We start from the raw sequence: 16,270 nt of genomic DNA, 5'->3' as shown, positions 1-16,270 counted from the left end.
CCCACCTAGGATCAGGTGATGATGCGACGGCACCTCGGCCGGATCAGCATGGCGGCCAGCGCCTGCACGCTGGGCGTTCCGTTCGTGGGCGACCTTGGCGGCCCGCCGTACCCGTTCGTCCTGGTCATGGCGGCCCTCGCGGTGCTGTTGGCCGTCGCGGTGCGGTGGGGACCGCACCGGCACATCGCTCCTGCTGTCGTGCTCGCCGGGGTGGCGATGGCTCTGGTCCTCTGGTCGATCACCGACGGCATGGCCACGGCGGAACGCATCGGCGCGGCAGTGGTCTGGACGACGCCGGCACTTGTCGCGGTCGTCGCTGGAGGCTACCCACGGCTGATGCTGCACCGGCGGGCGCTGGCCGTCGAGCAGGCCGAGCGTGCTCAGCGCCTGCAGATGGCGCGTGACCTGCACGATTTCGTCGCCCACGACATCAGCGGGATCGTGGCGCAGGCCCAGGCGGCCCGCTATGTCGCTGCCAGCCAGCCGGAGGCGGCCGGTCCAGCGCTGGAGCGTATCGAGGCTGCGGGTCTGGCGGCGCTTGCCACGATGGATCGGGTGGTCGGCATGCTGCACGCGACCGATGCCGGCACGGTGCGGCCGCTGCCCACACTGGACGACCTGCCGGGCCTGGTGGACCGGTTCGGCACCGCGGGTCACCTCGACGCGCGCCTCGTCCAGGATCTCGCCACGGGTGAGGTGTCACGCGACAACGCCGCGGTGACGTACCGGATCGTGGTCGAGGCCCTGACAAACGTCCGGCGCCACGCGCCGACGTCAACCCGCGTCGACGTGTCAGTCACCGGCGATGCCACCGGCATCACGGTGCGGGTCCACAACGACACGGCGCTGCCGCCACCGCCGAAGCGGCGGAACGGGCACGGCGGGACGGGCCTTGCTGGCCTACGGGAGCAGGTTGCCGCGGGTGGCGGCACTCTGTCGGCCGGCCCGTCTGAGCGTGGTTGGGAAGTCGTCGCCGTCATTCCGGCGGTCGCGGCATGAACAGCACCCGCGTCCTGCTCGCCGACGACCAGCCGGACGTGCGCAGCGGCTTCCGCCTCGTTCTGGACTCCCAACCTGACATCACGGTCATCGGCGAGGCCACCGACGGGACCGCGGCCCTGGCCCTGGCGACCAGGCTGCGGCCAGACGTCGTGCTCACCGACATCCGGATGCCCGGCATCGACGGACTGGAACTGACCCGGCTGCTCACCGCCGCGGGCATGCGGGTGGTCGTGGTCACCACCTTCGACCTCGACGAGTACGTGGACGCCGCACTGCGCAACGGTGCCTGCGGCTTCCTGCTCAAACGATCAGGGCCAACGCTTCTGGTCGAGGGAGTCCGTGCGGCAGTGGCGGGTGACGCCCTGATCAGCCCTCAGGTCACCATCCGGCTGCTGCGCGCGGTGACCACGGCCGACCAACCCCCGGTGCCCAACCCTCTGACACCCCGCGAGATCGACATCGTACGGCTTGTCGCTCAGGGGCTGACCAACGCGCAAATCGGGGCCGAACTGTTCATCTCCGCCGGCACCGCCAAGACCCACATCGCGAACATCCAGGCGAAGCTGGGGCTCAACAACCGGGTGGGCATCGCGGCCTGGGCTTGGCGAGCTGGTCTGGCCGATCCGCAAGCCGGGGCATGAGGGTGGGGTCGGGGGTGCCGACCTGCGACATGTGACGACACTCGACTGAAGGCACACCGGGTTGATACGCAGTCAGGCGTTGGTCGAGCGGACCCGACGAGCCGGAGACGTACCTGGGAGGACGAATAACCCGGTCGTGGATCTCGGCAACGGCTGTTAGCTTCGCGGGATGTTCGCCACCGACCGGGTCCGACTGCGCCCGCCCACGCCCGACGACGCACCGAACATGTTCCGCCTCTACGGTGATCCCGAGTTGCACCTGGTCACCGACGGCGAGCCGTTCCTGCCGCGCCACGTCGGTCAAGTCAGGGCCCGCCTGGAGAAACAGGTCATCGAGCCGCCCGACGGACAGACCGCGGTGTCGCTGCTTGCCGAGACGGTGGCCGACGGCACTTTCCTCGGTGGCGGCTCGCTGTGGGGGGTCAACCCGTTCAATCAGTACGCCCACCTCGGCATCTCGCTGCTGCCGGAGGCGCGTGGCCAGGGGTACGGGACCGAAGTGATCCAGCTGCTCTGCCGGTACGGCTTCCGCAACCGCAACCTACGCCGTCTGGAACTGGAGACGCTGGCAAGCAACACGGCCATGCGGCGGACCGCGGAGACATGCGGCTTCACGCACGAGGGCACCCAGCGGGAGCGCGAGTACGACGGCGACGGCTTCGCGGACATGGTGATCTACGGTCTGCTCCGGCGCGACTGGACGCCCTAGCCGGCCGGAAATCAGGGCTGGGTTGCGTTCGCGCACTTCAGATGTGGTCGATGTAGTCCCGGGACTCGATGATCAGCCCGTCGCGAATGCGCATCGCGAGGTTTCGGTGGGCTACTCATGCCGCTGATCGCCGCCCGCGCCGAATACCAGATCTCCACGGGCAACGACGCCGACGCCGACCGGCACGGCATCGTCACCCCCGACGCCGGCCTGATGAAACCCAACCACGCCTTAGTCAAATCGGTTGATGTCACTTGGGGCAGGCAGCGACAAATCCAGGAATGGTCGGCGCCTCATCGACGGCACGCTACCGAAATCAGCCCTGATTTGGCTGCCCCGAAGCGCTTCGTCGGCCTGGCAACCGACGATCTCGAGCTGCATGCGTCCAGATCGCACTCGACCACAAGCTGGTCCACTGGCCTGACTCCGGAGATCGGTAGCCAGGCAAGAGCCAGAGCTCTGTGGAGTGTCGGCGTTGCGGCTACTGCGCCTCGCCCGCTCGGCTGTTGACCCCGCGACATCGATCTGCTTGGCTGCCTCCGCAATGACCTTGAGAACCCCTCAAATAACGGGAGATAGCTGTGTCCTTCGGTGACGCAATCAAGTCGGTCTTTAGCCAGTATGTCGGCTTCAAGGGGCGGGCCCGCCGGTCTGAGTACTGGTGGTTCGTCCTGTTCACTTTCCTCGTCATTCTTGCCGCAGCCATCCTGGACAACGTGCTGGGGCTGACCGTCGGGGAGGACTCGTCGACCGGTTACATCACTCTCGTCGCCTACCTGGCGCTGCTGCTGCCGACGCTGGCGGTCGCGGTGCGACGCCTGCACGACACCGACCGGGCAGGGTGGTGGTTGCTGATCGGCCTGGTGCCGATCGTGGGTGGCATCGTCCTGCTCGTGTTCTACGTGTTGGACAGCACGCCCGGAGCGAACCGGTTCGGCCCCAACCCCAAGGGCTGACCGCCGGCCGCGCGCCCAGCATCGCGTGAGCATTCCGAACGCGTACGTCGGGCGGTAGCTCGATCGCAGGCAGGGGTCCCCTCCCGACGTTCATGACGGGAGGGGACCCTTCCGTTCACGGTTCCCGACCTTGGAGCGCACCCCACTGACCTTCGACGCCACGAGCGTTGTGCCACCTGCGGCCCGGGCGGATGTCAGCGATGATGGGGCGTTCGGCCGGAGGCGGGTGATGATGAGGAAACCAAGGCTGTTTTTGACTGTGGGGCTCCCGTGCACGGGGAAGACCACTGCTGCTCGGCGCATCGAGACCGAGGAGAACGCCCTTCGTCTCACCAAGGACGAGTGGGTGAAGGCTCTCTACGGTCACGAGAATCCGCCCTCGGCTACGGACGTGATCGAAGGCAGGCTCATCCAGATCGGGCTGCGCGCCCTCGAACTCGGCAACAGCGTCGTGATCGACTTCGGCCTCTGGAGTCGGGACGAGCGCTCGGCGCTACGGCAGGCGGCAGCGGACGTCGGCGCGACGGTGGAGATGCGCTACTTCGCAATCAGCCCCGCCGAGCAGCGCGAACGAGTCGATCGACGTCAGGCCGAGGCGCCACACACGACGTGGCCCATGTCCGACGAGGAGCTCGCCGAGTGGGCTGCCAGCTTCGAGATCCCCACGTCCGGCGAACTGGACGGCACCGAAGCCATTGACCACCCACCGGCCGGATTCGCGACATGGGACGAGTGGCGCTCCCACCGCTGGCCGCCGTCGGTCCTTTGACCTCTGCTCGCTGCAGCGCGCCACGGCCGCTCGTCGACATGATCGAACGCCGTGTCGACCGAACGTCAACCGAGAAGCGCGATCTCCACCAGCGGGCTTCCGGCAATCCAGCTCTCCAGGCTCTCGGCCCAGTCCAGGGTGGGGACGATCTCGCCGAACACGAGTGCCCGCTCGTCCGGATCGGTCACGGGACGGGCCTGTGCCGGAAGATCCCGGTCGGCCAGATGCAGCGTGAACTCGGGATGAGCGAGCATGTTGGCGTACCAGTCACGGGAGCCAGGGCTTCCCGTGAGCCAGTAGCGACCACCGGCTCGATAGCGCCACGTCTCGGTCCTCCTGGGCTGACCGCTTCGTCGTCCGGTCGTGGTGATCTCAATCGTTCGCTGCCGCTCCAGCGCCTGCCGCGTCTCGTCCGTCGCCGTCATGCACTCATGCTCCGGCCTCAAGTGAGCTTCAGGTCAAGGCCGTCGGCGCATGCGCGCCGATCGGGAGCCGGTACGGCGGACGCACTACTGACGCCCGTTCGGCAACAGATCCGGAGGCCGTCGGCACGTTCATACTCGTCTCGTGACCGACCACAGCGATGCCGCCCGACAGGCCGCCCACGCCTATGTCGATCTTCTAGAGCGCCGTGACTGGCCTGGACTGGCCGCACTGCTCGCCGACGACGTGGTCTACGAGATGCCGCAGACTCGGGAGCGCGTTCGCGGCAAGGACGCGTTCCTGCGGTTCAACACCGAGTATCCCGGCGACTGGCACCTGCGGCCGCGACGGGTGATCGCCGACGGCCGCCTCGCTGCCCTGCTGCTCGACGTTCGCGTGGGCGTCGAGCAGCAGGACGCGTGCGTCTGGCTTGAGATGTCCGAGCAGGGGCTGATCAGCAAGATCATCGACTACTGGCCCGAGCCGTACGATCCGCCGCAGGGCAGGGAACACCTCGTGGAACGTTGGTGATCGTGGGCTCTACCTGGCGCTGCCCTCGGGCGCCTCGGAGCCGACGGAGCGCGGCAGCACCAACGCCTGTGCGGCGATGACGCGTTCGCCGTCGAAGGTCAGCGCCGGCGACCCGTGCAGTTGATAGCCCTGGTCGAGAAGGGCGCTGACGCGGGCGCAGAATTCGGCATCGTCGGGCCCCGTGATGAGGCGGTAGCCGAGTGGCTTGGGGAGATCCGACACCGGCTCATTGTCGGAAAGTGCCACCGCGGCGACCGGCCAAGCGGTCCCGCGGTTCAGGAACGGCCGATGGTGCGGTCCAGGAAATCGTGGATCATCGGCGCGGCGACGTCGAGCTTGTCCTCCAACAGGAAGTGGCCGGTGTCGAGCAGATGGAACTCGGCCGACGGCAGGTCCTGCCGATAGGGGTGCGCGCCGGCGGCGGGGAAGACCGGGTCGTTCTGGCCCCAGACGATCAACGTCGGTGGCTGGTGGTCGCGGAAGAAGGCATGGAATTCCGGGTACAGCGTGACGTTGCTGCCGTAGTCGTAGAACAGATCCAGCTGGATGTCCGCGTTGCCGGGCCGAGCGAGCTGCGTGTCATCGTGGAGCCACCTGTCGGGGTCGAGCCGACTGAGGTCCTGCACACCCGCCGTGTACTGCTGCTTGACCGTGTCCGAGTTGAGGATGAACGCGATGGCCTGACGGCGCTCGTCGGTCTTCTCGGCCCAGTACGCCTTGATCGGATCCCAGAACTCGCTCAGGCCCTCCTCGTACGCGTTGCCGTTCTGCACGACGAGCGCGGTGACCCGCTCCGGCCGCTTGAGGGCCAGTCGGTAGGCGGTCGGCGCCCCGTAGTCGAAGCAGTAGAGCGCGTAGCGGTCCACGCCGAGCTGGCCGAGCAGGCCGTCCATCAGATCGGCGAAATTGGCGAAGGTGTAGTCGAACGTCGACCGGTCCGGACTGGCGCTGTGGCCGAAACCCGGGAAGTCCGGCGCGATCACCCGGTACCGGTCCGCGAGCAGGGGAATCAGATGGCGGAACTGCGAGGACGCCGTGGGGAATCCGTGTAGCAGCAGAACGGCGGGGCCGTCGGCCGGGCCTGCCTCGCGATAGAAGATGTCGATCCCGTTCACCGTCGCCGTGCGAAAGTGCGTGACCGGGAACTCGCCTTCCTGAACGGCGGCGACCGACGGTTTCTGCGCAATGCCCACCATGCTGGAATCCTTTCGGCACAAGGAAAAGCCGGGTCCCGCTTCCGTCAGCATGGCACGCGGCGAAGGGCCCGGTCCGCCGAATGCCGCCTAGCGCAAATGCGTACGGAGGAAATCGAGTTCCAGCGGGAGCAGGCGCTCGGCGGTGCCGTTCGCGGCCATGTGCGTGGCACCGGTCAACGGCAGCACGGCGTGCGGACGACCCGTGCTCAGCAGCGCCGCCGAGAGTCTCAGCGTGTGCGCGGCCACCACGTTGTCGTCGGCCAGGCCGTGCACCAGCAGCAACGGGCGGGCCTGGTCCGGGCCGATGACCGGCTCCGCGGCAAGCTCGATGAGCGAGTGGTGCGCGTACACGTCCATGCCGTCCTCCGGCAGGCCGAGATAACGCTCGGTGTACGCGGTGTCGTACAGCGCCCAGTCGGTCACCGGGGCGCCGGCGATGCCGCACTTGAACAGCTCCGGATGGCGCAGCACCGCCAGACCGGCCAACCACCCACCGAACGACCAGCCACGCACTGCCACCCGTTCCAGATCCAGGTCCGGATGCTTTCCGGCGAGCGCGGTCAGCGCGTCGATCTGGTCGGTAAGGATCACGTCCGCCATCCGCCGGTGGATCGCCTTCTCGAACGACGGGGCCACTCCCGGCGTACCCCGATTGTCGATGGTGACCACCGCGAACCCGGCGTCGGCCCACCACTGCCGCTCCAACCACGCGGCCCGGGCCGCCACCACCTCCTGGTGCCCCGGGCCGCCGTAGATGTCCAGCAGCACCGGCAGCCGCCGGCCCGTCACGTGGTTGTCGGGGTAGAGCACCGCCGCCGGCAGCCGCCGGTCGGTCACCCGCTCCAGCAGGGGCAGCGGGGAGTACGGCGGAGTCGCGGCCAGCGACCGCAGCTCGGCCAGCTCCTGGCCGCCCCGCGACACCGTCCACCGGACCCCGGCGTGGTCCAGCGAAGCCGTCCCGACCACCAGCACGTCGCCGCCGACGGCCGCCGTGTGCCAGCCCGAGTCGGTGGTGAGCCGCCGCGCGTCCACCCCGCCCCCGATTGTCGTACGGACCCGGAACAGGTGCCGCTCGCTCGGCTCCCCGTCGCTGGCCTCCACCAGCAGGTCCGCCGGGCCGCTGACGGCCGGCAGCCGACCCACCACCCGCCGCACGTACAGCGACGGGGGAGTGAGCAGGGTGCCGTCGGCGAACAGGCACCGCGCGTCGTACCCGTCGTGGGCCAGTTCGCCGCCGACAAGCACGCGGCCGTCGGGCAGGTGCGCCGGGGTGCCGGCGATCGGCTCCACCCAGCGCGGATCGGCCAGCTCGGCGTGCACCTGCGTCTCACCGGTCCGCGGGTCCACGGCGAGCACCAGCCCGTGCTGCTGCGAGCGACGGAGCACGGTGATCAGCGGACTGCCCTCGCCCCAGCTCACCGCGGTCAGGTACGGGTAGGTCTCCCGGTCCCAGTGCACGTCGACCCAGCCGTCGTCCAGGTCCAGCAGGTGGAGGCTGACCTCGGCGTTCGGGCCGCCGGCCCGGGGGTACGCGACGGCCGTCGGAGGGCTGGCCGGCTCTGCCGGGTCGTGCAGGTGCCAGCGGTCCAGCCGGGACTCGTCCACCCGGGCGGCGAGCACCATCCGCCCGTCCGGCGCCCACCAGTAGCCCCGGAACCGGCCGAACTCCTCGGCCGCGATGTGCTCGGCCAACCCCCAGCTCACCCCGGCGTCCTCGCCGGCCAGCAGGGTGTCCGTGCCATCGGCCTCGATGATCCGCAGCTCACCCCGGCGCACACCACCGGCCGCGTCGGTCACGTAGGCCAGGCGTTCCCCGGTCGGGTCCGGTCGAGGATCCAGCACCGGACCGACGGCGGCCACCTCCACCACGTCGCCGTGCACCAGGTCGGCCCGGAACAGTCGGCCCGCCAGCGCGAACACCGCCACCCGGCCGGCGGCGTCCAACGCGTACGAGCCGATGCCGGCGGCGGTGAGCCGCAGTCGCTCCCGCAGCGCCCGCTCACCAGGCGAGAGCACCCGGACGTCACCGTCCGCGCCCAGCAGGGTCGCCGGGTCGGCCACCAGGCGTTCCTCGCCTGTCGCCACGTCCAGCAGCCAGAGCGCGTCCGCCGGGTCCTCCGGGCCCGCGGAGCGCAGGAAGATCACCCGGGAGCCGTCATCGGCCACGGAGACAGCGCGCGGCGCGCCGTGGCTGAACCGGCGGGTACGGGCGGCCAGCTCCGGAAAGTCCACAGGCCAAATCGTAGAGCCGCGCCGGGCGTGATGTGGCCGACCTGGGCGGACGCGTCGACGACTCCTGGGCAGAACGGCCAGTTAGAGTGACCGTCGTGACGACGTTGCCCGACCGCCGCCTGCTGCTGGTCCACGCGCACCCCGACGACGAGTCGATCGGCACCGGCTCGACCATGGCCCACTACGCCGCCGCCGGCGCACACGTCACGCTTGTGACCTGCACCCTCGGCGAGGAGGGCGAGATCCACGTACCGGCGCTGGCGCAGCTCGCCGCCGCCGAGGCCGACCAGCTCGGCGGGTACCGGATCGCCGAGCTGGCCGCCGCCTGCGCCGCGCTCGGCGTCAACGACCACCGATTCCTCGGCGGCGCGGGCCGCTACCGCGACTCGGGAATGATGGGCCTCGCGACGAACGACCACCCCCGCGCCTTCTGGCAGGCCGACCTCGACGAGGCCGCCGGGCATCTGGTGGAGATCATGCGGGAGGTACGCCCCCAGGTGCTGGTCACGTACGACCCGAACGGCTTCTACGGCCACCCCGACCACATCCAGGCGCACCGGGTGGCGATGCGCGCCGTCGAGTTGGCCGCGGCCGAGGGCTGCGCCCCGCTCAAGGTCTACTGGACGGCCATGCCGCTCAGCGTGCTGGAGGCCGGCATGGCGCACTTCGCCGAATCCTCGGACAACCCGTTCGCCGGCATCCAGGATCTGGCCGAGCTGCCCTTCGGCACCCCTGACGACCAGATCGCCGCCCGGATCGACGGCACCGACCAGCACACGGCCAAGGAGGCGGCGATGCGGGCGCACGCCACCCAGATCCCGGCCACCTCCTGGCTCTACTCGATCGCCGGCAACTTCGGCGGCGAGTTCATGGGCGTGGAGTTCTTCACCCTCGCGGTCGGCACGAAGGGCCCGGGCGTCGGCCCGTACGGCTGGGAGAGCGACCTCTTCGCCGGGCTCACCGGGGAGGCCTCTGCGGACCGGTCCCCGGTCGCGGCGGCCGGTTCCCGGTGACGCTCCCCGCCGCGCCGATGTCTGTCGTCGACGATCAGGACTCCCCGCCCGAGGCGGGGCCACCGCCGCGACTGCTGGACCTGGGTCTGCGGGTGAGCGGCGCGATCGTCGTGATCGTGGCGGGGGTCGTGACCGGTGTGCTGGAGCTGCTGCTCGCCACCCTCCGGGTCGGCGGGCAGCTCATCGGGGTCTCGGCGCTGCTCGCCGTCGGCGCCAACATCGTGCTGAGCTGGTTCGCGCACGCGGCGGTCGGCCGTCGCTGGGCGGTGGCACTGCCGGCGGTGCCCTGGTTCGCACTGATGGCGGTGGCCGCCATCCGCACCACGGAGGGCGACCTGCTGCTGGCCGGCGACAACTGGGTCGGCCTGGCGATGATCGTGGCCGGCGCGATGACGTTCGCCGTGATGGGTTTCCGGCAGGTCCTCGCCCCGCCGCCCACGCTCGGCCGCTGGTGACGGCACACAGGTACGAGTGGTAGATATTCCTGCCAGGGATGTGGCCCCGCGCACGGGGCGTACGGCAGGAGGTCGTGCGATGGACAAGCGGTGGGGGACCATCGGGGTGCTCGCGGGTGGGCTCTTCGCGGTCAACGTGGTCGCCCGGCTGATCATCCGGTTCGGTTTCGACGGTGACGACACCGCCGCCGACCGGGTGTCGCTGGTGATGTTCGTGGTGATCGGGCTGACCCTGGCCGCGGTCGCCTTCCGCTGGGGACGCCTGCGGCCGCTGGCCGAGTGGGCGGGCGATATGGCCGTGGTGGTGGTGGCGGCCCTGGCCCTGACCGTGCTGGTCGGGCCGCTTGTGGTCGGCCACAGCCCGTTCGCCGGCGGCGCGGGCACGTTCTTCGCCCAGATCTGGCTCTACCTGCTCACCACCCTCCTCGGCACCATGATCGGGTACCTGGTGGCGACCGCCCTCGGTCTCGACCACCGCTCACAGCAGCTCAAGCGGTACGCCGAGGTCAAGGCCGCCAAGCCCCGCCGCGTGGTCCGGCGCTGACCCGCCGCTGGGCGCCGGGGCCGCGCGCCGTTTGATCGACTCGGCTTCCAGGAAGTCGTGGTGTCGGGGCGGCTCGGATGCCCCGATTTCCTGGAACGCGAGATCACCGCGTCAGTGCGGCGCCACCCGGGTCAGGTAGGTGTGGTGGGTGGTGAAGCCGAGCGTCCGGTAGAGCGCCACCGCTGCTGTGTTGTGCTGCTCCACTTGCAGGAACGCGTGTGTCGCGCCGGCCGCGGCGCCCCACTCGACAAGCGTGTCGATGACGCGCCGGGCCAGCCCCCGCCGGCGTAGCGGCGGCAGCACCTCGATGAGGCTGAGCCCCAACCAGCGCCCCTGACCGGTCACCGCGCCCCGCCCGATCGCCACCAGCGTGCCGTCGACGTACGCGTGGGCGAAGCGGATCTGGTCCACGGCGGTGAGCACGTGGCGGGCGGCATCCGGCAGGCCGCCCTTGCGGCCGGCGGCGACGGCCAGCCACTCGTCGGTCGGCGCGGTCGCCACCTCGATGACCGCACCGACCGAGGCGGCGCCGGGCGTCGCCAGGGGGAGCGGCGCGGTCTGTACGAGTGTGGGTGGGCGGCTGTCCCAGCCGCGTTCGTCCAGCTCGGCGCCGACCGGCGCGGCGAGCGGCAGCGGTGTGTTGATCATCGCGGGTTGGCCCTGGTCGGCGTACCAGCGCTCGACCGCGTCCACTGCCGCCGGCAGCGGCCGGTCCGGGTCGCCGATCGGCAGCGCCGAGTTCGCCCGGCCGGTCCACCCCTCGGCCGAGCGCAGCAGCCAGTCACCGAGCCGGCCGCGCGTCGGCGCTGGCCAGGCCTCGTCGGCGGCCCGTTCGAGCGCCACCACCGCGGCGGCAGTCGGCCGGCGGGTCGGCGGCACTCGTTTGGCCCGGTGCACCTGCGCCATCGGAACCCGTAGCGGGCCCTGGGCCGTGGCGAGGGTGAGATGAGTCTCGCTCAACTCCACCAGCTCGCCGAGGGCATCGGAAAACAGCGGGCGGCCTTCGCGAATCCCCACAATCCGGCGGACCACGATCCGGTGTCCCACATCCTGCTGTCGGAGCACGATCGACCCCCTCCCCGGCGAGATACTAGGCTCTTACCGTCGCGGGAGATCGCGGCGCGTCTTGCGGAGGAGAAGACCGGTGACCTACATCATCGCCGAGCCGTGCGTGGATGTGCTCGACAAGGCATGCATCGAGGAATGCCCGGTCGACTGCATTTACGAGGGCAACCGGATGCTCTACATCCACCCCGACGAGTGCGTCGACTGTGGTGCCTGTGAGCCTGTCTGCCCCGTGGAGGCGATCTTCTACGAGGACGACGTCCCGGAGCAGTGGAAGGACTACACGGGCGCGAACTACGAGTTCTTCGAGGACCTGGGCTCGCCCGGTGGCGCCTCGAAGATCGGCAAGGTGGAGAAGGACGCCACCTTCGTCGCCGCGCAGCCGCCGCGCGGCGAGGGCCACTGAACCGGCCCGAGCCGGTCTCGGCACGGCTGCCCGAGTTCACCTGGGACACCCTGGACGCCGCGGCCACGCTGGCCGCGGCGCATCCGGAGGGCCTGATCAACCTCTCCATGGGTACGCCTGTCGACCCGGTTCCGGCGGTGATCCGTCAGGCGTTGGCGGACGCGTCCGACGCCCCGGGTTACCCGCTGACCGCCGGCACACCGGCTCTGCGCGACGCGATCGCCGCGTGGGTCGCCCGGGCCTGTGGCGCCGGCGTCGACGGTCTCGGCGTGCTGCCGACCATCGGCTCCAAGGAGTTGGTCGCCTGGCTGCCCACCCTGCTCGGCATCGGCCCCGGCGACGTGGTGGTCGTGCCGTCGATCGCCTACCCCACCTACGAGGACGGGGCCCGGCTGGCCGGTGCGACTGTGGTACGCGCCGACTCGCTCACGGCGGTCGGGCCGACGTCGCGCGTCCGGCTGGTGTGGGTCAACTCGCCAGGTAACCCGACCGGGCGGGTGCTGCCGGCGGCGCACCTGCGCAAGGTTGTCGACTGGGCCCGGGAACGCGGCGCGGTGGTCGCCAGCGACGAGTGCTACCTCCCGCTGGGTTGGTCGGCCGAGCCGGTCTCGGTGCTGTCCCCGCAGGTCTGCGGCGGCGACTACACCGGGGTACTCGCCGTGCACTCGCTCTCCAAGCGGTCCAACCTCGCCGGCTACCGGGCCGGGTTCGTGGCCGGCGATCCGGCTCTCGTCGCCGAGCTGTTGAAGGTCCGCAAGCACGCCGGCATGATCGTGCCCGCGCCCGTGCAGGCCGCCATGGTGGCGGCGTTGCAGGACGAGCGGCACGCCACCGAGCAGCGGGAGCGCTACCGCGCCCGGCGCGAGGTGCTCGCCGCCGCGTTCACCGGCGCCGGTTTCACTGTCGAGCACTCGGAGGCGGGCCTCTACCTCTGGCTCACCCGTGACGAGGACTGCTGGCAGACGGTCGACTGGCTGGCCCGGCGCGGCATCCTGGTCGCGGCGGGTGTCTTCTACGGCCCCTCCGCGCAGCGGCACGTCCGGGTCGCGCTGACCGAGTCCGACGAGCACGTCGCCGCGGTCGCCGGCCGGCTGCGGGCCTGAGCCCGGCGGCCGGCGATGACCGACGGCACGACCGTCCCGACGCCGGATGCCGGGGCCGGCACGTCGACAGGTGGTCCACGTCCGGCGCCGAACGGGCCGTACGCCCGGGTGCGGGCGGCGGTCGTCGGCACCGGCCTGATCGGCGGTTCGGTGCTGCTGCGGCTGCGCGACGCTGGCCTCGACGTGACCGGCTGGGATCCCGACCCGACCACCCGGGAGCACACACGGTCCCGAGGTGTGTCGGCGCCGGAGACCGTCGAGCAGGCCGTCGCCGGGCGGGACGTGGTCTTCCTCTGCGGTCCGCTGCCCACCCTGCCCCGGACGCTGGCCCGGGTGGCGGACCTGACCGCGCCGGGTTGTGTGTTGACCGACGTCGGCAGCACCAAGGCCGAGGTGGCAGCGGCCGCCGACCGGCTGGGGCTCGCCTACCAATTCGTGCCCGGGCACCCGATGGCGGGCGCGGAGTCCGCCGGCCTGACGGCGGCCTCCCCGACGCTGCTGACCGGCGCCGCCTGGGTGCTCTGCCCGGCGGCGGGTGCGGCGACGATCGCCTTCCGCTGGCTGACCGGCCTGCTGGTGGAGCTGTTCGACGCGCGGGTGGTGCCGATGTCCGCGCCGTCGCACGACTCGGTGGCCGCGCTCGCGTCGCACGTGCCGCACGTGTTGGCCGGCGCGCTGGCCGGGGCGGTGCAGCGGTCGCCGCTACGCGACGCGGTGTTGGCGCTGGCCGCGGGCAGCTTCTCCGACGGCACCCGGGTCGCCGGCACACCTGCCGAGCGGACGGCGAACATGCTGCTCGGCAACCGCGAACGGGTGCTGCACGAGCTGGCCGAGGTGCGCGTACTCCTGGATGAGCTGGCGGACGCGCTGCGGGCCGGCGACACCACGGGGCTGACCGCCCGGTACGCGCAGGCCGGCGCGGCGCGGTCGGCGTTGCGGGGTCGCCGGTTCGCCCCGGCGGACCGCGAGTTCCCGGCCGGCGGCGACCATGCCGCCGAGGTGGCCTGGCTGCGCGGGCTGGGCGACGCCGGTGGCCATCTGACCGGCTGCCGGATCGACCCGGACGTGGTCTCCTACCCGGCGTGGCTGCCGGTGGCTGACTAGGCTGGCAGGCATGGCGACGGACGGCCCAGTGGTGCAGGTGCGCGGCGAGGTGACCCGGGAGGTGCCGCCCGAGTTGGCGCGGTTCGCGGTCGTCGTGACGGCCCGCGGTCGGGATCGGGAGGCGACGCTGACGCAGCTCGCCGAGCGGGCCGCCGCCGTCCGGGTGCTGCTGGACGGTTCCGAGCCGGCGGTGGCCGGGCGGGAGGCCGGCGACCTGTGGGTCCGGCCGCAGACCAAGCGTTCGGGCGAGCGCGTGGTGGGCTGGCTCGGCAGCGTCACCACGACTGTCACCGTCACCGATTTCACAGCTCTCGGTGAGCTGATGCTCCGGCTGGCCGACCAGGACCAGGTCTCGGTGACCGGTCCCTGGTGGGAGCTGCGCCCGGACAGCCCCGCGCACCGCGAGGCGCGGCACGCCGCGATCAGCGACGCGCTGGTGCGCGCCCGGGAGTACGCGGAGGCGCTCGGCGCCCGCGTCACCGCGCTGATCGAGCTGGCCGACGTCGGCCCGGGGGACCGGCCGATGTTCGCCCGCGCGGCCTTCGACGTCGGGGGCTCCGGCGGCGGGGTGCCCGAGCTGGAGCTGGACCCGCAGCCGCAGACCGTGCAGGCGGCGGTGCAGGCACGGTTCACGATCAGCGATCCGGTGCTGGGCTGATGCCGCCGGCCCGGGTGCTGGCCGTCGACGAGCTGGTGGCGCGGGCGCTGTCGCTTGCCGACGCGGGCCCGCGGCAACTGCTCGGCATCACCGGGGCGCCCGGTGCCGGGAAGTCCACCCTGGCCGAGCGGATCGTCGCCGAGGTCGGGCCGAGCGCCCGGCTGGTGCCGATGGACGGCTTCCACCTGGCCCAGTCGCAGCTGGTCCGGTTGGGCCGCGCCGACCGCAAGGGCGCGGTCGACACCTTCGACGCCAACGGGTACGTCTCACTGCTGCGCCGGTTGCGCCGGCTGGAGCCGACCTCGGTCTACGCGCCGGAGTTCCGCCGGGAGATCGAGGAGCCGGTGGCCGGGGCGATCGAGGTGCCGCCGTCGGTCCGCCTGGTGGTGACCGAGGGCAACTACCTGCTGGTTCCGGACTTCCCGTGGCAGGAGGTCCGGACGCTGCTGCACGAGGTGTGGTTCCTCGACCTGGACGCCGAGCTGCGCCAGCGCCGGTTGACCGCCCGGCACGAGGCGTACGGGCGGTCACCGGAGCAGGCACGGGCCTGGGCGTTGGGCAGCGACGAGGCGAACGCGGCCCGCGTCACTCCCACGGCCGAGCGAGCGGACCTGGTGGTTCGCCTGCCCGATCCGTCGGTGGATTGAGCGGGTCGCTCTCACTGGCCGCGGTCGTCGCGGGTCATGTCAGCGGTCGCGGGCGGTTGTGACGAGGGGCGGTGGCCGTCGCCGTTGGCTGCCCGCCGTGTCGATGTGCTGTTGAGCGGTATACCGCAGAGGTATGAATATGACTCTGAGGTATACCGCTGACGACCGCGTCCGCCTCCACGGAGGTGACCGACGGTAACCGCCGGCCGCCGGCCGCAAGAGTTGGGACTTACTCGTCCAGCTAGTCGAGTTCGCGGACCGGTCGGGCCGGGTTGCCGACGGCGACCACGTTTGCGGGTAGGTCGCGGGTCACCACCGCTCCGGCGCCGACGACTGTGTTCGCACCGATCGTCACGCCCGCGAGCACTATCGCGCCGCCGCCGAGCCACACATTGTCGCCGATGGTGATCGGTTTGGCGGCCTCCCACTTGTCGCGGCGCGGGTCGGGTTCCACGGGGTGGGTGGGCGTGAGCAGTTGGACGCTCGGTCCGACCTGGACGTCCGCGCCGATGGTGATCGCCGCGACGTCGAGGAAGATGGCGTTGTAGTTGACGAAGCTGCGCGGGCCGATCCTGATGTTCCAGCCGTAGTCGCAGGAGAACGGTGGACGGATCCAGGTGTCCTCGCCCAGGTTGCCGAGCAGGTCGCGCAGGGCCGCGAGTCGTGCCACCGGATCCGCCGCCGAGCTGGTGTTGAAGCGTTCCATCAGCCGGGCGGCCCGGTCCAGGTCGGCGACGAGCTCGGGATCGTCGGCCAGGTAGGGCTCGCCCGCGAGCATCCTGTCCTTCATGGAGGTCACCGCCCGATCATGCCGGC

21 protein-coding genes are annotated in these 16,270 nt (G+C 71.2%); 15 read left to right on the top strand and 6 right to left on the bottom strand.

Annotated features, from left to right (window positions below; genetic code table 11):
• Window positions 1-18 precede the first annotated feature (18 nt).
• The 6 genes from ACLQ26_RS30860 (at window position 19) to ACLQ26_RS30835 (ending at window position 4,077) form a co-directional block, all read left to right on the top strand.
• Window positions 19-999 carry a sensor histidine kinase gene (locus tag ACLQ26_RS30860; protein ID WP_425747879.1) on the top strand — a complete coding sequence of 327 codons (981 nt, stop codon included), beginning with the start codon at window positions 19-21 and terminating at the stop codon, window positions 997-999.
• Window positions 996-1,643 (top strand): response regulator, encoded by a 648-nt coding sequence (locus tag ACLQ26_RS30855; RefSeq protein WP_425747878.1) that lies wholly within the window; start codon window positions 996-998, stop codon window positions 1,641-1,643. The genes ACLQ26_RS30860 and ACLQ26_RS30855 overlap by 4 nt, the downstream gene beginning before the upstream one ends.
• A gap of 169 nt (window positions 1,644-1,812) precedes the next feature.
• Window positions 1,813-2,352, top strand: coding sequence for a GNAT family N-acetyltransferase (locus tag ACLQ26_RS30850; RefSeq protein WP_425747877.1), 540 nt, complete (start codon window positions 1,813-1,815; stop codon window positions 2,350-2,352).
• A 117-nt stretch (window positions 2,353-2,469) separates the two neighbouring features.
• The gene (locus tag ACLQ26_RS30845; protein WP_425747876.1) at window positions 2,470-2,862 is read left to right on the top strand and encodes a hypothetical protein; all 393 of its coding nucleotides are present in this window, start codon (window positions 2,470-2,472) and stop codon (window positions 2,860-2,862) included.
• A gap of 71 nt (window positions 2,863-2,933) precedes the next feature.
• Entirely contained in the window at window positions 2,934-3,308 is a 375-nt protein-coding gene (locus ACLQ26_RS30840; protein WP_425747874.1) for a DUF805 domain-containing protein, read from the top strand.
• Between the two features lie 130 nt (window positions 3,309-3,438).
• On the top strand, window positions 3,439-4,077 hold the full coding sequence (locus tag ACLQ26_RS30835; protein ID WP_425747873.1) for an AAA family ATPase: 639 nt from the start codon (window positions 3,439-3,441) through the stop codon (window positions 4,075-4,077).
• 65 nt (window positions 4,078-4,142) lie between these two features.
• On the opposite strand, the gene ACLQ26_RS30830 is transcribed toward ACLQ26_RS30835, so the two are convergent.
• The gene (locus tag ACLQ26_RS30830) at window positions 4,143-4,502 is read right to left on the bottom strand and encodes a nitroreductase family deazaflavin-dependent oxidoreductase (protein WP_425747871.1); all 360 of its coding nucleotides are present in this window, start codon (window positions 4,500-4,502) and stop codon (window positions 4,143-4,145) included.
• A 142-nt stretch (window positions 4,503-4,644) separates the two neighbouring features.
• Between ACLQ26_RS30830 and ACLQ26_RS30825 the strand changes: the two genes are divergently transcribed.
• The gene (locus ACLQ26_RS30825; protein WP_425747870.1) at window positions 4,645-5,031 is read left to right on the top strand and encodes a nuclear transport factor 2 family protein; all 387 of its coding nucleotides are present in this window, start codon (window positions 4,645-4,647) and stop codon (window positions 5,029-5,031) included.
• A 9-nt stretch (window positions 5,032-5,040) separates the two neighbouring features.
• Here ACLQ26_RS30825 and ACLQ26_RS30820 read toward each other — a convergent pair whose 3' ends face one another.
• The 3 genes from ACLQ26_RS30820 to ACLQ26_RS30810 form a co-directional block, all read right to left on the bottom strand.
• A complete protein-coding gene (locus ACLQ26_RS30820) occupies window positions 5,041-5,253 on the bottom strand; it encodes a DUF1737 domain-containing protein (protein ID WP_425747868.1) in 213 nt (70 codons plus the stop codon).
• Between the two features lie 53 nt (window positions 5,254-5,306).
• On the bottom strand, window positions 5,307-6,227 hold the full coding sequence (locus ACLQ26_RS30815; protein ID WP_425747867.1) for an alpha/beta fold hydrolase: 921 nt from the start codon (window positions 6,225-6,227) through the stop codon (window positions 5,307-5,309).
• A gap of 87 nt (window positions 6,228-6,314) precedes the next feature.
• Entirely contained in the window at window positions 6,315-8,459 is a 2,145-nt protein-coding gene (locus tag ACLQ26_RS30810) for a prolyl oligopeptidase family serine peptidase (protein ID WP_425747866.1), read from the bottom strand.
• A gap of 86 nt (window positions 8,460-8,545) precedes the next feature.
• Between ACLQ26_RS30810 and mshB the strand changes: the two genes are divergently transcribed.
• From mshB to ACLQ26_RS30795, 3 genes are all read left to right on the top strand, one after another.
• Entirely contained in the window at window positions 8,546-9,472 is a 927-nt protein-coding gene (gene mshB, locus ACLQ26_RS30805) for an N-acetyl-1-D-myo-inositol-2-amino-2-deoxy-alpha-D-glucopyranoside deacetylase (protein ID WP_425747865.1), read from the top strand.
• Window positions 9,473-9,489: 17 nt separating this feature from the next.
• The gene (locus tag ACLQ26_RS30800) at window positions 9,490-9,927 is read left to right on the top strand and encodes a hypothetical protein (protein ID WP_425747864.1); all 438 of its coding nucleotides are present in this window, start codon (window positions 9,490-9,492) and stop codon (window positions 9,925-9,927) included.
• Window positions 9,928-10,006: 79 nt separating this feature from the next.
• Window positions 10,007-10,471 (top strand): hypothetical protein, encoded by a 465-nt coding sequence (locus ACLQ26_RS30795; RefSeq protein ID WP_425747863.1) that lies wholly within the window; start codon window positions 10,007-10,009, stop codon window positions 10,469-10,471.
• A 111-nt stretch (window positions 10,472-10,582) separates the two neighbouring features.
• On the opposite strand, the gene ACLQ26_RS30790 is transcribed toward ACLQ26_RS30795, so the two are convergent.
• Window positions 10,583-11,536 (bottom strand): GNAT family N-acetyltransferase, encoded by a 954-nt coding sequence (locus tag ACLQ26_RS30790; RefSeq protein ID WP_425747862.1) that lies wholly within the window; start codon window positions 11,534-11,536, stop codon window positions 10,583-10,585.
• A 79-nt stretch (window positions 11,537-11,615) separates the two neighbouring features.
• Between ACLQ26_RS30790 and fdxA the strand changes: the two genes are divergently transcribed.
• The 5 genes from fdxA to ACLQ26_RS30765 are packed head-to-tail and all read left to right on the top strand — an operon-like array spanning window position 11,616 to window position 15,454.
• A complete protein-coding gene (gene fdxA, locus ACLQ26_RS30785) occupies window positions 11,616-11,942 on the top strand; it encodes a ferredoxin (RefSeq protein WP_007464872.1) in 327 nt (108 codons plus the stop codon).
• A complete protein-coding gene (dapC, locus tag ACLQ26_RS30780; RefSeq protein ID WP_425747934.1) occupies window positions 11,939-13,045 on the top strand; it encodes a succinyldiaminopimelate transaminase in 1,107 nt (368 codons plus the stop codon). Before fdxA ends, dapC begins: the two co-directional genes overlap by 4 nt.
• 15 nt (window positions 13,046-13,060) lie before the next feature.
• Complete coding sequence (locus tag ACLQ26_RS30775; RefSeq protein WP_425747861.1) at window positions 13,061-14,149, top strand: prephenate dehydrogenase; 1,089 nt, start codon at window positions 13,061-13,063, stop codon at window positions 14,147-14,149.
• 10 nt (window positions 14,150-14,159) lie between these two features.
• Window positions 14,160-14,807, top strand: a complete 648-nt coding sequence (locus tag ACLQ26_RS30770) for an SIMPL domain-containing protein (RefSeq protein ID WP_425747860.1) — start codon at window positions 14,160-14,162, stop codon at window positions 14,805-14,807.
• Entirely contained in the window at window positions 14,807-15,454 is a 648-nt protein-coding gene (locus tag ACLQ26_RS30765; protein ID WP_425747859.1) for a nucleoside/nucleotide kinase family protein, read from the top strand. Before ACLQ26_RS30770 ends, ACLQ26_RS30765 begins: the two co-directional genes overlap by 1 nt.
• A gap of 241 nt (window positions 15,455-15,695) precedes the next feature.
• On the opposite strand, the gene ACLQ26_RS30760 is transcribed toward ACLQ26_RS30765, so the two are convergent.
• Window positions 15,696-16,253 carry a sugar O-acetyltransferase gene (locus ACLQ26_RS30760; protein WP_425747858.1) on the bottom strand — a complete coding sequence of 186 codons (558 nt, stop codon included), beginning with the start codon at window positions 16,251-16,253 and terminating at the stop codon, window positions 15,696-15,698.
• Between the last annotated feature and the right edge of the window lie 17 nt (window positions 16,254-16,270).

Source organism: Micromonospora sp. DT43 (genome assembly GCF_049841645.1).
Lineage (GTDB): Bacteria > Actinomycetota > Actinomycetes > Mycobacteriales > Micromonosporaceae > Micromonospora.
Note: the sequence above shows the minus strand (reverse complement) of the source record. Positions and strands in the feature narration are given on the sequence as shown.

Coding starts and splice junctions, on each gene's coding strand:
- ACLQ26_RS30860 (WP_425747879.1), top strand. CDS start 19: ATGATGCGACGGCACCTCGGCCGGATCAGCATGGCGGCCAGCGCCTGC.
- ACLQ26_RS30855 (WP_425747878.1), top strand. CDS start 996: ATGAACAGCACCCGCGTCCTGCTCGCCGACGACCAGCCGGACGTGCGC.
- ACLQ26_RS30850 (WP_425747877.1), top strand. CDS start 1,813: ATGTTCGCCACCGACCGGGTCCGACTGCGCCCGCCCACGCCCGACGAC.
- ACLQ26_RS30845 (WP_425747876.1), top strand. CDS start 2,470: ATGCCGCTGATCGCCGCCCGCGCCGAATACCAGATCTCCACGGGCAAC.
- ACLQ26_RS30830 (WP_425747871.1), bottom strand. CDS start 4,502: ATGACGGCGACGGACGAGACGCGGCAGGCGCTGGAGCGGCAGCGAACG.
- ACLQ26_RS30815 (WP_425747867.1), bottom strand. CDS start 6,227: ATGGTGGGCATTGCGCAGAAACCGTCGGTCGCCGCCGTTCAGGAAGGC.
- ACLQ26_RS30800 (WP_425747864.1), top strand. CDS start 9,490: ATGTCTGTCGTCGACGATCAGGACTCCCCGCCCGAGGCGGGGCCACCG.
- ACLQ26_RS30795 (WP_425747863.1), top strand. CDS start 10,007: ATGGACAAGCGGTGGGGGACCATCGGGGTGCTCGCGGGTGGGCTCTTC.
- ACLQ26_RS30775 (WP_425747861.1), top strand. CDS start 13,061: ATGACCGACGGCACGACCGTCCCGACGCCGGATGCCGGGGCCGGCACG.
- ACLQ26_RS30770 (WP_425747860.1), top strand. CDS start 14,160: ATGGCGACGGACGGCCCAGTGGTGCAGGTGCGCGGCGAGGTGACCCGG.
- ACLQ26_RS30765 (WP_425747859.1), top strand. CDS start 14,807: ATGCCGCCGGCCCGGGTGCTGGCCGTCGACGAGCTGGTGGCGCGGGCG.